A 16,073-nucleotide genomic window follows, 5' to 3' on the forward strand; every position below is an offset into this window, starting at 1 on the left:
AGTAGAATGAGAAAAAAATTACTGTTTTTCATTCTGTTTGTGCTTGTGATTGCCGGGATTATTGCCGGAGTACATGACTATTTTCACTGGAAAGTAATGCTGACGGAAGAAAATTTTACGGAATCTTCAGAGGAAATATGGAATCCGGACCGGGGTTTTTATCATATTTATGGGTTTTTGATATCGGACGAACCGGTGGATATGGGGGAACAGTTAGACACACAGATGGAAAAAGATTCAGATCATGCACTTGCCATGGTGCAGATCAATTTAAGGGAATATCGGGAAAAAGAGATATCAAAAGAAGGTCTGCAAAATATAGAAAAACTGTTTCAGGCGATGTCAGCTGCAAAAGTACACTGGATCGTACGTTTTTTGTATGACTGGAATGGAGAAAATGAAAAGTATGAGCCACAGAGTATTGACATTGTGTTAAAACATATGCAGCAGACAGGGGAGGTATTGGCAAAATACAGGGATTCAGTTTTTACGCTACAGGGGCTTTTTGTCGGCAACTGGGGAGAACTGAATGGAACAAAATATGCAGAGACGGATTCTTTGCAGCAGCTTGCAAAACAGCTTGTACAATCGACAAATGGTCAGATGTATCTTGCTGTGCGGACACCGGTACAGTGGCGGAAGATCATGGAAAGTGCAGACGTTTCCAGAAAAAATGGTCAGAATGATCCTTTATATGACATGCTGGGACTGTTCAATGACGGAATGTTAGGAAGCGGTAATGACTGCGGAACTTATGGGGAGAAGAGTGCTGCAGAAGCCGGGGTGGATCAGGCATGGAACCGCAGTGAAGAACTTGCATTTCAGGAAAAGTTATGTTCACGTGTGCCAAATGGCGGGGAGGTCATTATTGACAACGGATACAATGATTTCGAGCATGCCATTGCGGATCTGAAAACCATGCATGTGACCTATCTGAATGAGGATTATGATGAAGCCGTATTGGAAAAATGGGCATCATCTAAGGTGCAGACAGAGGATTGTTTTGATGGTATGGATGGCCTTTCGTATATACGCAGACATTTAGGCTATCGTCTGCTGTTGTCAGAAGTTTCCATGCAGCATGACTTCTGGGAAGATACGGCAGAGATCACAGTGGCATTGCAAAATGTCGGTTTTGCACCGGTCTATAAAGAATATGAGCCGGTACTTCTTGTGAAAGATGAGACCGGACAGACGATTTATGAGGAAAGTCCATCAGGAGATGTCAGATCGCTTTTGGGAGGAAATGAAGCAGACAGAAAAGAGAGCTTTTCTGTCAGTGTACCGCTTCGGGGAGTAAAAAAGGGATGCTACAGTGTGTATTTTGCACTGCGTGATATAGCAGACGGCAGTTTTATCACATTTGCCAATGAACAGAAAATAGAAAATGAAGGATATAAGATCGGAACCATTTTACTCGAATCGTAAAATGGTTCCGATTTTGTTTGAGTTTTTCCGTAAGATAAACTGTGAAAGGAAGGAAAAATTATGACAGAGAACAGAAAAATATATCTGAGTTTTGTAGTTCTATGTTATAACTCTGAAAGTTATATGACAAGGTGCATTGAATCACTGCTGCCGGGTGGAGAAGATGTGGAGATCATTAAAAAGTCGATTTTGGGAGAAAAAAGACGTGTGGTGATGCTTGACAGTACAGACGGATATGGGTAAAATTATAGAATAAGACTAAAAACAGGGAGAGGAAAGTTCATATGAGAGAGTATATGAAACCGATGTTAGTTACCAGTGATGAACTTGCAGAAGGGGTGTATCTGGCAAGTGGGGCAGGATGTTATACAGCATCTGCTTATATACATCAGACTCCGCAGGACGGAAGAGGAGATTACCGCATTCAGGTTAATGGTAAACATGATGCAGATCATACCAGGGAAGCACAGCAGTTGAACATTTCGTTTAACCAGCCGGTCAGTTATGTATCCGGTGGTACAGGATGTACATCAGGTGACGGAACAAGTTCCCTTTGCATTGCTTTGGGATATCATCAGAATCCGACGGATAATATTGGGTTTGGCGATCTGGTCGTACAGTCAGATGCAGGTCTTGCAATTACAGGGGTAAGTATTACAGACTAAGGGACAGATCCGGTAAGATAAAATAATAAATGAACTGAGGAATATAGAAGTAATGAACAGATATGAAAGACCAACGATCATCGCATATTAGGATACGGCAGAAGGCGTGTATCTTGCAAGCGGTGGTGCAAACGACCATGTAGCAAGCGGCATAAAATGTGACAGCCAGTATATGAACGGCAACTGGCAGGCACCGGACTATTCTTCATGGAATGGGGGTACCAGAGGTTACAGGCAGCAGTTCGGATGTCTGGGATGTCCGGCTAATACAGCTTCAGCTTGTGGACTTAAGACACATTACGTGGATTCCGGATACGCTGGAAGCTATGATACCGATAATGGAAACCGTAAGCCAACATGGGAAAAGAAAGGATACGGACCGGATGATACGGTAACGGATTGGTCTATGTAGAGCATATAGAAATCAGAACAGGGTTATCATATGGCATGTGTTTGGGCGATTATCTGACACATATCCATGTGGTAACCTCTTTTTTTCGTGGTACAGATTTGTTATAATAACCGGGAACGGAATGAAATGGAGATTATTATGTTAGACAGTCTGAGACATTATCATAAAAGGATCAAAGAGGGCGTATTAAAAGATATGTGGCGGGAAACTGTCTGGATCTATGAGTATGCGAGAAAGTACTGGAAACAGATGATTTTTTATACCCTTCTTGGTCTGTCGGGAACGGTCATTTCACTGATATCAAGTCTGATCTCAAGGGATATGGTCGATATTATCACTGGACAGCAGGCAGGACTTTTAGTGCGTACATTCTGTCTGTATATCGGATTTTCCATAGGAAATATGCTGATCTCACAGGTTACAAGTTATTTTTCCAATAAGATCAGTATCAGTGTGGACAATGATATCAAAGCAGATATTTTTGATAAAATGCTTGTGACGGATCTTGAAGAGATCCAGAAGTATCATACGGGTGATCTTCTGACACGCTGGAATTCTGATGCCTCCAACATTTCGAATGGTATTTTAAGCTGGATTCCAAATCTGGTCATCTATACGGTGCGATTCATCAGTACATTTGCACTTGTCTTTTACAATGATCCGATGTTTGCACTGCTTGCCATGCTTGGCATGCCGGTCAGCATGCTTATGTCGAAACGGATCTTAAAACGCATGAAGGGCAATAATGAAAAAAGTGCAGCCATGAATGCGAAGATGTCAGGATTTAACCAGGAAGCATTTTCTAATATACAGACGATCAAAGCATTTGATCTGGTGCGTCTCTACGGAGAACGGCTGCGCGGTCTGCAGAAAGAATACCTTAGCATGAAATTAGAGTTCCAGAAAATGTCCATGGCAACTTCGATCTTATTATCGGTTGTCGGGCTTGCAGTGTCATATAGCTGTTATGGATTTGGTATTTACCGTGTCTGGAGTGGTGCGATTTCCTATGGTACTATGACGATGTTTTTATCTTTATCCGGTTCGCTGACAGGAACATTAAATCAGCTTGTGTCGCTGGTACCGACGGCAATTTCACTGACCACATCTGCGGGAAGGCTGATGGATATCCTTGGAATGCCGAAAGAAGATTATTCGGATGCAGAACGTGTAGAAAAATTTTATGAGGAGAACAGGGAACGTGGTATCGGTCTTTGTTTTTCTAAGATGTCTTATACCTACCACAATGGAACAAGAGTATTTACAGAAGCGGATTTTGAAGCACATCCACACGAGATCGTTGCGTTAGTGGGACCTTCCGGTGAAGGAAAAACAACACTTTTACGTATCATGCTTGCTCTGTTACATATACAAGGAGGTGCGGAGGATCTGGTGGGAGAGAAAACAGGAGAAGTACTTGCGATCACACCAGCAGCACGTCGGCTTTTTTCTTATGTACCACAGGGAAATACAATGTTTTCCGGAACAATTGCAGAGAATATGCGCAACGTCAGACCGGACGCTACGGATGATGAAATCAGAGAGGTTCTTATAGCAGCCTGCGCATGGGAGTTTGTGCAGAAACTGCCGGATGGAATATACAGCAGAGTAGGAGAGCGGGGAGGAGGATTTTCAGAGGGACAGGCGCAGCGCCTTTCCATCGCAAGGGCACTGCTTCGTCATGCGCCGATCCTGCTTTTAGATGAGGCAACAAGTGCACTTGATGTTGCAACAGAGCGAAAGGTTTTGAAAAATATTATGCAGACAGATGAGCCGCGCACCTGCATTGTGACCACACACCGTCCGACAGTATTATCAGTATGTGAGAGAGTGTATGGTATCCGTGAGCAGAAGTGTGTCGTGCTGACAACACAGGAAGTACAGAAAATGATGGATGATTTTTAAAAGAAAACAGCTCAGACAGACAGATCGATAGCTGCTTTCATGACGGCTGCAGCTTCGGGATCTTTGGTACAGTTCAACCGGAAAATCCGTGTCAGCGGGGCAAGTTTTTCTGCAAATGCAAGGCTTTTTAGCACCAGATCTTTTGTCCAGGTCGGAGAGATCATGCGCTGCACCAGACAAAGTGCCTGTTCATCCAGAGAGAGAAAATCGACACGGTTAAAAGGAGCCTGCTTTAAAAATACAATGCCGCCAAGTGGATAGGTCGTGGTGGTGTATATTTCAGATGTTCCACACCAGGGCAGACCGTATACGCAAGGCATTCCGTCTTTTATGCCAAGGATGTTCAGATCTCCGTTTAAAACCGGAGTCTGGTACTGATTCATCCAGAGGTCTGCGTGTGTGGATTTGCCGGTGCCGGAACTGCCGGAAAAGAGCCAGGCTTTGCCCTGATATAATATGGAAACCGAATGCAGGACAAAAAGGTCATGCCATGCTGCAACAATCAGGAAAGCAAAACGCAGTGCATGAAAGATATCATCTGCGTGGTTTGTGGTGTAGTCGTCGGTGCAGTAGAGGACGGCGGCGGAACCGTCTTTTTTTACACGCATTTCATGAATACCCCAGTGGGTGCCAAAGACAAAACGGTAAGTGTCTGTAACGTCGAAGATAGTAAGCTCGGCAGTACTAAGCAGCAGTGTTCCTTCTAAAAGCCCCGACGGCTTTCCGGTCTGTACCAGAATGGCCTGATCAGCCACAGCGGCTTCGCAGGAAAAATCTTTAAAATAAGTGTCAAACAAAACATCCGGACCGGACCATGAGAAGCAGAGAATACCGATCTTAAAATATTTAAGTGCGTGATTGTCGGAAAAAAGTGCAGGAAAAGTATTGCCGGTCCAGACATGATCTGGGCAGGCAGTTTGTGTCAGTGTATTGTCAGAAAGCATGCCAAGTTTTTTTAAGGTGGAAAGATAACTGTCCAAGTCAGATTCGAACTGTGGCAGCATAGTTTCATCTGCATTATAGTGGTTTTTCATGATTGACAAAAGTGTGCTTTTATCCGCACCGGTGGAGAGAGCATCCCATAAAATGGCACCAGACTCATTCAGACGCAGAGAACGGGCATGGTCAGCAATGTTCTGCCCATAGGGAAGAACATAGGGAACAGAGGAAAGTGTTGTTTTAAAAAATCCGTCAGATATTTTCATATGGCTGCGGCTCCTTTACATGAAAATGAATTGGAAATATTATAGCATTAGCAAAATGGAAATGCTACAATATTTCCGGATGTCATGAAATTAAAAAAGACGGAGTGATTTTAACGGGGGAATGTAATGAAGTACGATATCGAGCAGTTATTAGAAGCGGGGGAAGTAATACAGATTTATCCCGAAGGATATAGTATGTACCCGATGTTTGTGCCGGGGCGGGATGCTGCAGTCATAAAAAAGGCAGATGTAAAAAAAATTCGGCGTGCAGATGTCGTGTTATATCGCAGAAAAGGAAGTATCCTGGTTTTACACCGTGTCGTAAAATGCAGGGATGGTCAGTTTTATATGGTCGGTGATAATCAGATGGAGATAGAAGGACCGGTGCAGGAAGACCAGATAAAGGGGATTCTGACTGCATTTGTAAGAAATGGACACCGCATCAGCGTGAAAAATCCATTTTATGTAATTTTATCAGGTATGTGGCTGCTGCTGCGACCGGTGAGAGGGATATTTTGGTCATTTATTGCATGGGTGCGAAAGCTGCATATAAATAAATTTATACAAAAATAAATAAAATATATAAAAAAGCAAATGTTTCTGCCGGGGTGTTGCTTTTTTCCAAAAGTTATGTTAGACTCAGGAAGTTGCAGTAATATCGAGTGTTCGAGACCTTCCACTCGTAAAACAAAACTAAAGGAGAAACAAATGAGAAACAAAAAAGTATTACTTATCGTGCAAGCTGCACTTATCGCAGCTATCTATGTTGTACTGACTTATTTTATCAGTGCATTCAATCTTGCTTCCGGCGCAATTCAGGTCAGGATTTCCGAGGCACTTACCATTTTACCGGTATTTACACCGGCAGCTATTCCGGGACTTTTTATAGGATGCCTGCTCAGCAATCTGCTCACCGGCTGCATGCCGCTTGATGTTGTGTTTGGCAGTCTTGCGACACTGATCGGGGCATGTGGAACTTATGCGTTAAGAAAGCACAAATGGCTGGCTCCGTTACCACCGATCGTGGCAAATACGATCATTGTACCGTTTGTTCTGGCATATGTGTACATGGCAGAGGGGACGATCCCATTCTTTATGCTGACTGTCGGAATCGGCGAAGTGATCTCCTGCTATGTGTTAGGTATGATCTTGTATAAAGTGTTAAATAATTACCGCAGTGTGATCTTTAAAAACGAAGATTAGTGAGGGCAGAAAAGGAGTACTGATTATAAGTGCAGCTTGTGATCAGTACTCTTTTTTTGTCAATTTTGATGAACCTTCTTCTGATATTTGTGCAAAAGTGTACAAAAGAAACCGAAATTCTGAAAGAATTTTGTGAAAGAAGTTTCGCAAAAACAAAAAATATCAATTTTGAAGGAAAGTAGATTCAGTATCGGGTAAAATCGTTGAAAAAACCGGAAATTCGGGGTATAAAATTTATATCACAGAGGATCCCAAAGGTGATGTGAAAGGAGTAAGAGAATGGAAGCGCAGTTTGAGAATTTGCGAAGCAAGCTGATTGTATCGTGTCAGGCACTAGAAGATGAACCTTTACATTCATCATTTATTATGGGGCGGATGGCCAAAGCCGCATATGAGGGTGGAGCAGCAGGAATTCGGGCAAATACGGTAGAAGATATTCTTGAGATAAGAAAGAATGTTTCACTTCCAATCATCGGTATTATCAAGGAGGTGTATGACAATTCAGAAGTATATATTACACCGACCTTAAAAGAGGTAGATGCATTGATGGAGATAAAACCAGAAATTATTGCAGTGGATGCAACAAAGCGCATCAGACCAGATGGAACTTATCTGAAAGAATTTTTTGAAAAAGTGAAAGAAAAATATCCGGATCAAAAATTTATGGCAGACTGTTCAACGGTGGAGGAAGCATTATTTGCAGATGAAATTGGATTTGATTTTATTGGAACAACACTTGTGGGATATACGCCGTACAGCGTAAATGACAAAATTGAACAGAATGATTTTGAAATTATACGCAAGATATTAAAACAGGTACATCATCCGGTAATTGCTGAGGGAAATATCGATGTGCCGCAGAAAGCCAGACGAGTGGTTGAACTTGGATGTTATAGTGTCGTTGTGGGTGGGGCGATTACAAGACCGCAGCTCATCACGAAAAAGTTTACAAATGCACTGATTGAAGGAGGAGAATAGGTATGCAGACGTTACAGGTAATAGTAATTTTGGCAATCTTCTTAGCGGGAGTTGCTCTTATGATGACAAAAAAGATGCCAGCGATTTTAGCACTTCCATGTATGGGAATTTTAATCGCAGTAGTAGCAGGAGTTCCATTTATATCAAGTGATGCAGAAACACAGAGTATTACTTCTTATGTAATTGCAGGTGGAGCATCCCGTCTTGCGAGCACCATTATTGTTACCGTATTTGGTGCAATTTTTGCAAAAGTAATTCAGAAAGAGGGAATTTCAGATGCCATTATCCGTAAGGCAGCAGAGCTGGCAGGGGATAAGCCGGTTATGATCGCTTTGGCACTGACTGCTGCAACGGCACTGATCTTTACTGCTATGAGTGGTGCAGGTCCTGTTATTATGGTCGCTCAGATTGCAATTCCGCTGTTACTGTCTGCGGGAATTGAGCCGATCGTGGCAGCAAGTCTCGTACTTTTTGGATTAAACATTGGACTTCTTTTTAATGTATCGCAGTACCAGATTTATGTAGATACCATTGGAATGGATATGGAGGTTATTAAAACATCTTCCATCGTGATGGGACTGATCTGTGCGGTTGTGACGGTTGCATATATTTTAATCAATGTAAATAAAAAGACAGTCAGAAGTACATGGGCAATGAATGCTGGAACCAACTCTAAAAAGGTTAATCCGGTTGCCATGCTGATGCCGCTTCTTCCTATCGTACTGGTATTTTTCTTTAAGTGGAATGCGGAGACAAGCTTGGTGGTAGCAATTATTGTAACAGCATTAATTACGAAGCCGTCTTCAAGTATTCAGGTTCTTTCAAGCTCCATGGTAGAGGGAATTAAGGATGTGGCAGGAGTCATCGGTCTGATGATTGGTATTGGAATTCTTTTAAATGGAGTGGCAGCACAGAAAACATCTGCTCTGATGCAGCCAATCATTAGTGTGATTCTTCCATCAAACCCGATTATGTACATTATAATTTTTACAGTTCTTTCTCCACTGGCTCTGTATCGTGGACCGTTAAATATGTACGGTCTTGGCTCTGGTCTCGCAAATATTTTCCTGACAGCAGGAAAACTGAGTGCACCAGCAGTTGGTATGGCACTTCGTAGTACCAGCGTGGTACAGTGTGTATCAGACCCGACAAACACACAGAATGTCATCGTAGCAGATTATGCAAAAGTCGATGTTAATGATATTTTGAAATCAACACTTCCATACACCATGGTAATGGCACTTGGAATCTTGATTTACGCAGCAGTAGCATTATTCTAAACAGTAAGGATCATTCAAGGAGGGTATGTTTCACATATGGATAACAGAAAGGTAAGAATCGGAATCGATGTCGGAGGAACATTTACGGATGCCGTAGTCGTAGATAATGAGACCTATGAGGTCATTGCAAAAGAAAAAGTGCCGACGACACATCATGCCGAGCGCGGTGTGGCACAGGGAATCATTGAGGCGATCAATACGGTACTCACAAAAAATGGAATTTCTCCGGATAATGTTATATTTATCGCACATGGAACCACACAGGCAACCAATGCCCTGTTAGAGGGAGATGTGGCACGTGTTGGTATTGTTGGCATGGGAAGTGGTATGGAGGCAGAACGTTCCCGCAAGGAGACGATAGTCGGAAATATCGAGCTGGCACCGGGAAAATATTTATATACAGAGCATGAATTTATAGATGCAGCCTCACTTACCGATGAGGCTGTAAAAGAGGCAATCGATGCACTGAAACTGAAAAATGTGGAGGTGATCGTGGCTTCGGAGAGTTACTCTGTTGATAATCCGGAAAATGAGCAGAAAGTTATTGACCTGGCGGTAAAAGAAGGACTGGTCGCTACAGGTGGACATGAGATCTCCCAGCTTTACGGACTGCAGGCGAGGACGAGAACAGCAGCAGTCAATGCGGCATTGATCCCCAAAATGATGGAGACTGCCAACATGACGGAAAATGCGGTAAAAGATTCCGGTATTAAAAAACCGCTGATGATCATGCGCTGTGATGGCGGCGTCATGAGTATCGATGAGGTGCGGAAGAGACCGATTCTTACGATGCTATCCGGCCTGGCAGCAGGTGTGGCAGGAGCACTGATGTATGAAAAACTGACAGATGGCATTTTCCTTGAGGCAGGTGGAACATCGACCGATATTTCAGCGATCAAAGATGGCAAGGTTATGATCAAAAATGCACAGATCGGGGGAAGAAAGTTATATCTGACTTCTTTGGATGTGCGTACACTTGGAATTGCCGGAGGCAGTATGATCGTGGTGCGTGGAGGTAAGATCGCAGATGTCGGACCAAGATCCGCACATATCGCAGAGAAAGAGTATGAGGTCTTTACTGATACCGATAAGATGAAGAATCCAAAGATAGAGCTGATCGCACCGCGCGAGGACGATACATCGGATTATGCGGTCGTTGCCTGTGCAAATGGCGAGAGCTATGCGCTTACACTGGCAGGTGCCGCAAATATTCTGGGTTATGTGCCGGCGGATGACTATGCTGCCGGAAATGTGGAATCAGCGAAGATCGCATGGGGTGCATTGGCATCTATGACGGGGAGCACGGTGGAAGAACTGTGCCGTCAGGCAATGGATATTGCGATGACGAAAGTTGGCGAGATTGTAAAACAACTGATTGCAGATTATAATCTGAATCCGAACCTGATCTGTCTGGTCGGTGGTGGTGGTTCGGCGTCGGTTGTCGTACCATATTTGGGAGAAAAAATGGGAATCCGGCATAAGATTGCGGAAAATGCACCGTACATTTCTACGATCGGTGTCTCTCTGGCACTTGTGCGTGAGCAGATGGAGCGAAATGTTGCAAACCCTACGGATGAGGATATCCGTAAAATCCGCCATGATATTATGGAAGTGATCACCAGGGCAGGCGCAGATGCAGCAACGGTTGATATTTCGATTGAAATCGACAGCCAGAAAAATATTTTAAGAGCGATCGCAACAGGAGCGACAGAGCTGCGTACCAAGGACCGCAATGCAAAGACCATCTCGGAGGAAGAACAGAAGCAGATTTTAGCGGATGCCGAGAAGACAACGACAGATATGGTTGAGCGGGAAGCAGCGGCAGGAAGATGGCATGCGTACTATGTAAATGTGGCAAAAGGCGGCTTTCTAGGATTATTTAAATCAAAGAAAAAACTGGTGCGCATGATCGATGAGGAAGGCGTTATACGTCTTCAGAAAAATATTGCAAAAATTGGAGTATTTCACAAAGATCAGATTGGAACAGATTTCATGGAATTTGTGGACGGTATGACACAGTATACGGACGCTGGTGCGACATTGCCGAAAACGTACTTATTTTTTGGTCAGAAAATGAGTGATTTAAGCGGTGTCTTAAACAAAGAGCAGCTGCTCGGTCTAGCTGAGATGGAACTGGAATTTGTTGAGGATGATCAGGAAATTATTGCAGTCGCTGCAAAGGATTGAGACAATGTATGATCTTAAATCAATAACAGAAGAACAATATGCGATGATGGAACTGATGAATGACCGGCTGGCACCCTGTATCCCGAAGGAGAAATGCAGGGATTATGTGACGGAAGCGATCGCATGCGGACAGGAGGCATTTGAGCAGTATAAAGATGCGGATATTATGGCAATACTGGTGAATTCCGGTGTTGCCATTCTGCAGGATGAACGGGAATTTTCACATCATGGGCAAAACTATGAGGTATGGGCGCAGATCACCTGTGGCGGGAAGGAAAAAAAGATTGAACTTTTTATGCCGGATCTGCGCAGAAAGCAACAGATTCTGAAGGAAAACGGAGTGGAGACAGGGGAACAGTGGCTCATAAAGCTGCATCTTGCGCATGAGTTTTATCATTTTCTGGAATTTACAACGCTTGGGAAAGTCGGTATGCGGCTTGATCCTGTGCAGAAAAAGACGATTTTTGGTACGGTGCAAAGACCGCTTACAACAGTCAGCGAGATCGCTGCACACAGTTTTGCGGGAAGATATATGAAGAGTGAGATTCTTCCACAGATGACAGATTATATGGTAATGCTGTCGGAAGGCATATTGCCGGAAGAGACATTGCGGGAACGGATGCAGGAAGCAGAAGAACGATTACGGAAAAATGAGGGTGGAAAACAGAATGTATCAATGGGATAAAATAAAGGTGATTGGAAACTACGACACGGTTGTAGTTGGCGGTGGCACTGCCGGGGCGGCAGCGGGAATCCGTGCGGCAAAAGAAGGAAACAGGGTTTTGATCGTGGAAAAAAGCCTTGCACTTGGCGGGGCGGCTGTCAATGCGCTGGTGAATCCGATGATGGAGTCTTTTGTTGAACATGGAGAGATATTTCATGAGATTGAGAGACGCCTGAAAGAAAAAGGGGTCACTACCAGAGATGGCATTATGGAATATATACATTCCACAGCAGAGGCAAAAGCACTTGTGTTAGAGGAGATGTTTCTGGAATATGGAGGCGGGATATTATATGATGCAGTGCTGACCGACTGTCAGGTAAAAGATCAGAAAATTGAAAAGATTTTCGTGACGACTGAGGAAGGTGTATATGCGATAGAGGCAGAACAATTTGTTGATGCCACCGGGGATGCGGTTCTTTCAAGAATGGCGGGAGTAGCATATACCGCCGGGGATGAGAACGGAAATAACCAGATGACATCGCTGCGTTTTGAGATGGGTGGTATTGATGTCGAAAAATACCGGGCATACTGTTTGTCTTTAAATGATGAATTTTCTCCGCTGGTAAAAGGATACTTTTTTGAATCTGCAATGGTGCGGAATAAGAATTTTAAACTTGAACCGGTTTTTCGAAAAGGGGTGGAACTTGGATATCTGAAAGAGGAAGATCTCGTTTACTACCAGTGTTTTTCCATTCCAGATCAGCCGGGTTGTATGACATTTAACTGTCCGCATATCAGTAGTATGAAGAAGAATACCGATGTGTGGGCACGGAGCAGAGCTGTAACGGAAGGACATAAGATGATCTTCCGGCTGGTTTCATTTTTAAAGGCATGTATGCCGGGATTTGAACATGCGTATCTGATTCGGGAAGCGTCAGCACTCGGTGTCCGGGAATCCTACCGTATTGTCGGAAAATATGTGCTGAGCGAAGACGATTACATAAAGAGGGCAAGATTTGAAGATGCAGTGGCAAAAGGAGACTGGTATATTGATGTACACTCTGCAACGAAAGGACTTGTCCATATGGAGAAGTATCAGAGGGGAGAATACTATGAGATTCCATACCGGTGTCTTATCAATGAGCAGGTCGACAATCTGTTAACAATCGGCAGATGTATTTCTACAACATTTCTGGCTCAGGCGAGTATCCGTATCCAGCCGACGGTGATTGATATGGGAGATGCGGCAGGAAAGGCATGTGCGGATGCACATACAAAGCAGACTGCACTGAGTAAGTTTGAGGGGAAAAATTTGATATAATGGATACTGTTGTCCTCACAGATTGTTTGTGTTTTGCGTGAAAAAAGAATATAATGGGAACATTATTGTAATAAAACAGGAACAGGTGATGGAACCTTGAAGAATAGCAGATATATAATTTTTAACCAGAATGAGACGAAAGGCCAGATTGAGGCTGCGCAGTCGGATATGACGCAGGTAGAGCACACGATTGCCAATTATTTTCTAAATAATGAGGAGCTGACAGATTTTTCATCCAAGCGGATATCAGCACTGCTCTATGTATCCGAGGCAACATTGTCACGCTTTGCAAAAAAATGTGGATTTAAGGGATACCGTGAATTTATTTTTGCATACGAAAAGGACTTAAAAGAGGAAAAAAATGGAACAGTCAGTGAGAAAGATATCAGTCTGTTTACCAAGAAGGTACAGAGCAGTTATCAGAAGCTGCTGCAGGAAAATTTTAAATTGCTTGATGAGAACCAGATCCGCCGGATTGCCGGACTGTTAAATGTAAGCCGGCGTGTGTTTGTCTATGGAATGGGAAGTTCCGGCAATGTCGCAGAGGAATTTCAGCTCCGTTTTATGAGGATCGGACTGGATGTGACTGCGGTAACAGATTCACAGATGATACAGATGAGTGCAGCACTGGTTGAGGAGAGGATGCTTGTCATTGCAATTTCTCTCAGTGGAACGACGAGAGAGATTGTGGAAAGTATCCGCATCGCAAAAAGCAGAAATGCAAAAGTAATCTTTATCACTGCGAATCCGGCACCGGAGACGGCGGCAAGATGTGATGAAGTGTTAAGGGTTGCCTATCTGAAAAACCTGGATACAGGTACGAAAATTTCACCACAGTTTTCGATTCTGGTCATGATCGATATTTTGTATTCGTATTATTTTGCAAATGATTCGTATTTTAAGGCACAGAAATATAAAGAGACTTTATCTGCCATACAAGGAAAACATAAGGGTGCAATGGAAGATGTAAAAAAGGAGAAAATCCGGAATGAGTAACGGAAAAACATATTTGGGTGTGGATATAGGTGGTACATCCGTAAAACTTGGGCTTGTAGATGAACAGGGTGTAATCCGGTATAGTGAGGCTTACGATGTTGCATTTGACAGGTATGAGACACCGATTCTTAAGACAGTTTTAAAAAGTATGAAATTGTTTCTTGCGGAACACGAGGTGACGGAACAGGAGCTGGCGGGAATTGGTGTGTCGGCTACCGGCGGCATTGATACGGTAAATGGTGTTGTCATCGGATCAGCAGGGCATATTCAAAACTGGGAAGGAAGCCGGATCAAAGAGGAGATGGAAAAAATGTTTCATCTCCCGACGACGGTATTGAACGATGCCAATGCGGCGGCTCTTGGAGAAATGTGGATCGGAGCTGCAGCAGACCGTCGGAATGTTATTGTAATGACGGTTGGGACTGGTGTTGGAGGTGGAATCATTGTAGATTCTAAGATCCTTCTGGGCGCAAATGGTCTTGCCGGTGAGATCGGACATATTGTGATAAACAGTGATGGTGAGCTGTGTTCGTGTGGCAATCATGGCTGTATGGAGCATTATGGTTCAACCACTGCTCTGATTCGCAGAGTCAGAGATGCGGCATCCTGCGGGAAGATAATACTTCCGGAAGAACAGGAACTGGACGGAAGATTTATTTTTTCGGAAGCAGAAAAGGGCAGCACTGCAATGTTGGAACTGCTTGATTCCTGGATCGATGACATTGCCTCCGGTCTGGTCGGACTGGTTCATATCTTTAATCCCGAACTGATTTTGATTGGTGGGGGAGTCTCGGCACAAAAGGAGCTGTTTATTGACCGTCTGAGGGAAAAAGTGATGGCAAGATGTATGCCTCATTTTGTGAAGCATCTTGAACTAAAGGCGGCTGAACTTGGAAATGATGCAGGCTTGATTGGAGCAGTATATTATTGTATACAACAGAATATTCTGTAGCATAAAACAATAGAATGCACGCTCTGCGAACATTCTATTGTCATGAATTAATCGCGTGAGCCGAAATAATGAGTTTTGGCTCACGCGATTATGTTTTGTAAGAATTTATCGTTATCTAAGAGCTGCTTCATCTGCAACGATGGAAACATTTGGATGGAGCTGTAAGATGGAAGCCGGAACCTGTGGTGTGATCGGACCATAGATTGTCTTGTAAAGTGCGTCGGCTTTATCAGCACCACTTACAACTAAAAGGATGCGTTTTGCAAACATGATACTTCTGATTCCCATTGTGATTGCCTTGCGGGGAACGTCATTAATGCTGGAAAATAATCTTGCATTTGCCTCAATGGTGTTTTGGGATAAGTGAACGAGATGTGTGCCTGCGGTATAGGAATCGGACGGCTCGTTAAAACCGATGTGTCCATTATGACCGAGCCCAAGAAGCTGTAAGTCAATGCCGCCTAAAGATCCTATCATGGAATCATAAGTGTTACATTCAGTCTCGATATCCAAAGCGGTTCCATCTGGCAGATGAACCTTTTCTGCATTAATGTTGACTTTAGAGAACAGATGTTTATTCATAAAATAGTGGTAACTGTTCGGATCGTTGGCAGCAAGTCCTAAATATTCGTCAAGATTTATGGTTGATACTTTTGAAAAGTCAAGATCCCCCTTTTGATACCATTCAATGAGCTGATCATAAGTACCAATCGGTGAAGAACCGGTTGCCAGCCCAAGGACGCTGTCTGGTTTCTGGATGATCTGTGCGGAAATGATATTTGCAGCTCGGCGGCTTACGGCGGCATAGTCTTTTTCCTTATAAATGTTCATGTGATAATTTCCTTTCTGTATCATTTGTTTATGATAGGATTATTAT

Annotated in this window: 15 protein-coding genes and 1 pseudogene; 14 read left to right on the plus strand and 2 right to left on the minus strand. The window is 43.5% G+C overall.

Translation table 11 applies throughout. The annotated features are described in order from the left end of the window. The first annotated feature begins 6 nt into the window (after window positions 1–6). From DXA60_RS02550 to DXA60_RS02570, 5 genes and pseudogenes are all read left to right on the plus strand, one after another. Entirely contained in the window at window positions 7–1,428 is a 1,422-nt protein-coding gene (locus DXA60_RS02550; protein ID WP_117919235.1) for a DUF4832 domain-containing protein, read from the plus strand. Window positions 1,429–1,488: 60 nt separating this feature from the next. Beyond that, window positions 1,489–1,605, plus strand: a pseudogene (locus DXA60_RS19690) (glycosyl transferase); the annotation flags it as partial. A 107-nt stretch (window positions 1,606–1,712) separates the two neighbouring features. Continuing rightward, the gene (locus tag DXA60_RS02560) at window positions 1,713–2,093 is read left to right on the plus strand and encodes a hypothetical protein (protein ID WP_117919237.1); all 381 of its coding nucleotides are present in this window, start codon (window positions 1,713–1,715) and stop codon (window positions 2,091–2,093) included. A 106-nt stretch (window positions 2,094–2,199) separates the two neighbouring features. Then, window positions 2,200–2,505 (plus strand): hypothetical protein, encoded by a 306-nt coding sequence (locus tag DXA60_RS02565; RefSeq protein ID WP_241070976.1) that lies wholly within the window; start codon window positions 2,200–2,202, stop codon window positions 2,503–2,505. A 138-nt stretch (window positions 2,506–2,643) separates the two neighbouring features. Then, window positions 2,644–4,410, plus strand: coding sequence for an ABC transporter ATP-binding protein (locus tag DXA60_RS02570; RefSeq protein WP_117919239.1), 1,767 nt, complete (start codon window positions 2,644–2,646; stop codon window positions 4,408–4,410). Between the two features lie 11 nt (window positions 4,411–4,421). On the opposite strand, the gene DXA60_RS02575 is transcribed toward DXA60_RS02570, so the two are convergent. After that, complete coding sequence (locus tag DXA60_RS02575) at window positions 4,422–5,615, minus strand: PqqD family protein (RefSeq protein WP_117919241.1); 1,194 nt, start codon at window positions 5,613–5,615, stop codon at window positions 4,422–4,424. 126 nt (window positions 5,616–5,741) lie between these two features. On the opposite strand from DXA60_RS02575, the gene DXA60_RS02580 reads away from it, so the two are divergent. The 9 genes from DXA60_RS02580 to DXA60_RS02620 all read left to right on the plus strand — a co-directional run bounded on the left by DXA60_RS02580 (window position 5,742) and on the right by DXA60_RS02620 (window position 15,196). Then, a complete protein-coding gene (locus tag DXA60_RS02580) occupies window positions 5,742–6,188 on the plus strand; it encodes a S24/S26 family peptidase (RefSeq protein ID WP_117919244.1) in 447 nt (148 codons plus the stop codon). Window positions 6,189–6,323: 135 nt separating this feature from the next. Then, window positions 6,324–6,818: a QueT transporter family protein gene (locus DXA60_RS02585; protein ID WP_015520593.1), complete on the plus strand. Its 495-nt coding sequence runs from the start codon at window positions 6,324–6,326 to the stop codon at window positions 6,816–6,818. Between the two features lie 279 nt (window positions 6,819–7,097). Then, window positions 7,098–7,796, plus strand: coding sequence for an N-acetylmannosamine-6-phosphate 2-epimerase (locus DXA60_RS02590; protein WP_015520595.1), 699 nt, complete (start codon window positions 7,098–7,100; stop codon window positions 7,794–7,796). Between the two features lie 2 nt (window positions 7,797–7,798). Further along, the gene (locus DXA60_RS02595; RefSeq protein ID WP_117919246.1) at window positions 7,799–9,076 is read left to right on the plus strand and encodes a transporter; all 1,278 of its coding nucleotides are present in this window, start codon (window positions 7,799–7,801) and stop codon (window positions 9,074–9,076) included. Between the two features lie 36 nt (window positions 9,077–9,112). Next, window positions 9,113–11,263 (plus strand): hydantoinase/oxoprolinase family protein, encoded by a 2,151-nt coding sequence (locus tag DXA60_RS02600; protein WP_117919248.1) that lies wholly within the window; start codon window positions 9,113–9,115, stop codon window positions 11,261–11,263. Window positions 11,264–11,267: 4 nt separating this feature from the next. Then, window positions 11,268–11,948 carry a hypothetical protein gene (locus tag DXA60_RS02605; RefSeq protein ID WP_243006727.1) on the plus strand — a complete coding sequence of 227 codons (681 nt, stop codon included), beginning with the start codon at window positions 11,268–11,270 and terminating at the stop codon, window positions 11,946–11,948. Continuing rightward, window positions 11,932–13,248, plus strand: coding sequence for an FAD-dependent oxidoreductase (locus DXA60_RS02610; RefSeq protein ID WP_117919252.1), 1,317 nt, complete (start codon window positions 11,932–11,934; stop codon window positions 13,246–13,248). Before DXA60_RS02605 ends, DXA60_RS02610 begins: the two co-directional genes overlap by 17 nt. A gap of 96 nt (window positions 13,249–13,344) precedes the next feature. Continuing rightward, the gene (locus DXA60_RS02615; RefSeq protein ID WP_117919254.1) at window positions 13,345–14,244 is read left to right on the plus strand and encodes a MurR/RpiR family transcriptional regulator; all 900 of its coding nucleotides are present in this window, start codon (window positions 13,345–13,347) and stop codon (window positions 14,242–14,244) included. Continuing rightward, the gene (locus DXA60_RS02620; RefSeq protein ID WP_117919256.1) at window positions 14,237–15,196 is read left to right on the plus strand and encodes an ROK family protein; all 960 of its coding nucleotides are present in this window, start codon (window positions 14,237–14,239) and stop codon (window positions 15,194–15,196) included. Before DXA60_RS02615 ends, DXA60_RS02620 begins: the two co-directional genes overlap by 8 nt. A 111-nt stretch (window positions 15,197–15,307) precedes the next feature. Here the strand turns inward: DXA60_RS02620 and nagB are convergent, their stop codons facing one another. Further along, complete coding sequence (gene nagB / locus DXA60_RS02625; RefSeq protein ID WP_117919258.1) at window positions 15,308–16,027, minus strand: glucosamine-6-phosphate deaminase; 720 nt, start codon at window positions 16,025–16,027, stop codon at window positions 15,308–15,310. Between the last annotated feature and the right edge of the window lie 46 nt (window positions 16,028–16,073).

It is taken from the genome of Roseburia sp. OF03-24, assembly GCF_003463035.1.
GTDB classification, from domain to species: domain Bacteria; phylum Bacillota; class Clostridia; order Lachnospirales; family Lachnospiraceae; genus Roseburia; species Roseburia rectibacter.

Coding starts and splice junctions, on each gene's coding strand:
- nagB (WP_117919258.1), bottom strand. CDS start 16,027: ATGAACATTTATAAGGAAAAAGACTATGCCGCCGTAAGCCGCCGAGCT.
- DXA60_RS02590 (WP_015520595.1), top strand. CDS start 7,098: ATGGAAGCGCAGTTTGAGAATTTGCGAAGCAAGCTGATTGTATCGTGT.
- DXA60_RS02620 (WP_117919256.1), top strand. CDS start 14,237: ATGAGTAACGGAAAAACATATTTGGGTGTGGATATAGGTGGTACATCC.
- DXA60_RS02605 (WP_243006727.1), top strand. CDS start 11,268: ATGTATGATCTTAAATCAATAACAGAAGAACAATATGCGATGATGGAA.
- DXA60_RS02610 (WP_117919252.1), top strand. CDS start 11,932: ATGTATCAATGGGATAAAATAAAGGTGATTGGAAACTACGACACGGTT.
- DXA60_RS02575 (WP_117919241.1), bottom strand. CDS start 5,615: ATGAAAATATCTGACGGATTTTTTAAAACAACACTTTCCTCTGTTCCC.
- DXA60_RS02570 (WP_117919239.1), top strand. CDS start 2,644: ATGTTAGACAGTCTGAGACATTATCATAAAAGGATCAAAGAGGGCGTA.
- DXA60_RS02580 (WP_117919244.1), top strand. CDS start 5,742: ATGAAGTACGATATCGAGCAGTTATTAGAAGCGGGGGAAGTAATACAG.
- DXA60_RS02585 (WP_015520593.1), top strand. CDS start 6,324: ATGAGAAACAAAAAAGTATTACTTATCGTGCAAGCTGCACTTATCGCA.
- DXA60_RS02550 (WP_117919235.1), top strand. CDS start 7: ATGAGAAAAAAATTACTGTTTTTCATTCTGTTTGTGCTTGTGATTGCC.
- DXA60_RS02595 (WP_117919246.1), top strand. CDS start 7,799: ATGCAGACGTTACAGGTAATAGTAATTTTGGCAATCTTCTTAGCGGGA.
- DXA60_RS02560 (WP_117919237.1), top strand. CDS start 1,713: ATGAGAGAGTATATGAAACCGATGTTAGTTACCAGTGATGAACTTGCA.
- DXA60_RS02600 (WP_117919248.1), top strand. CDS start 9,113: ATGGATAACAGAAAGGTAAGAATCGGAATCGATGTCGGAGGAACATTT.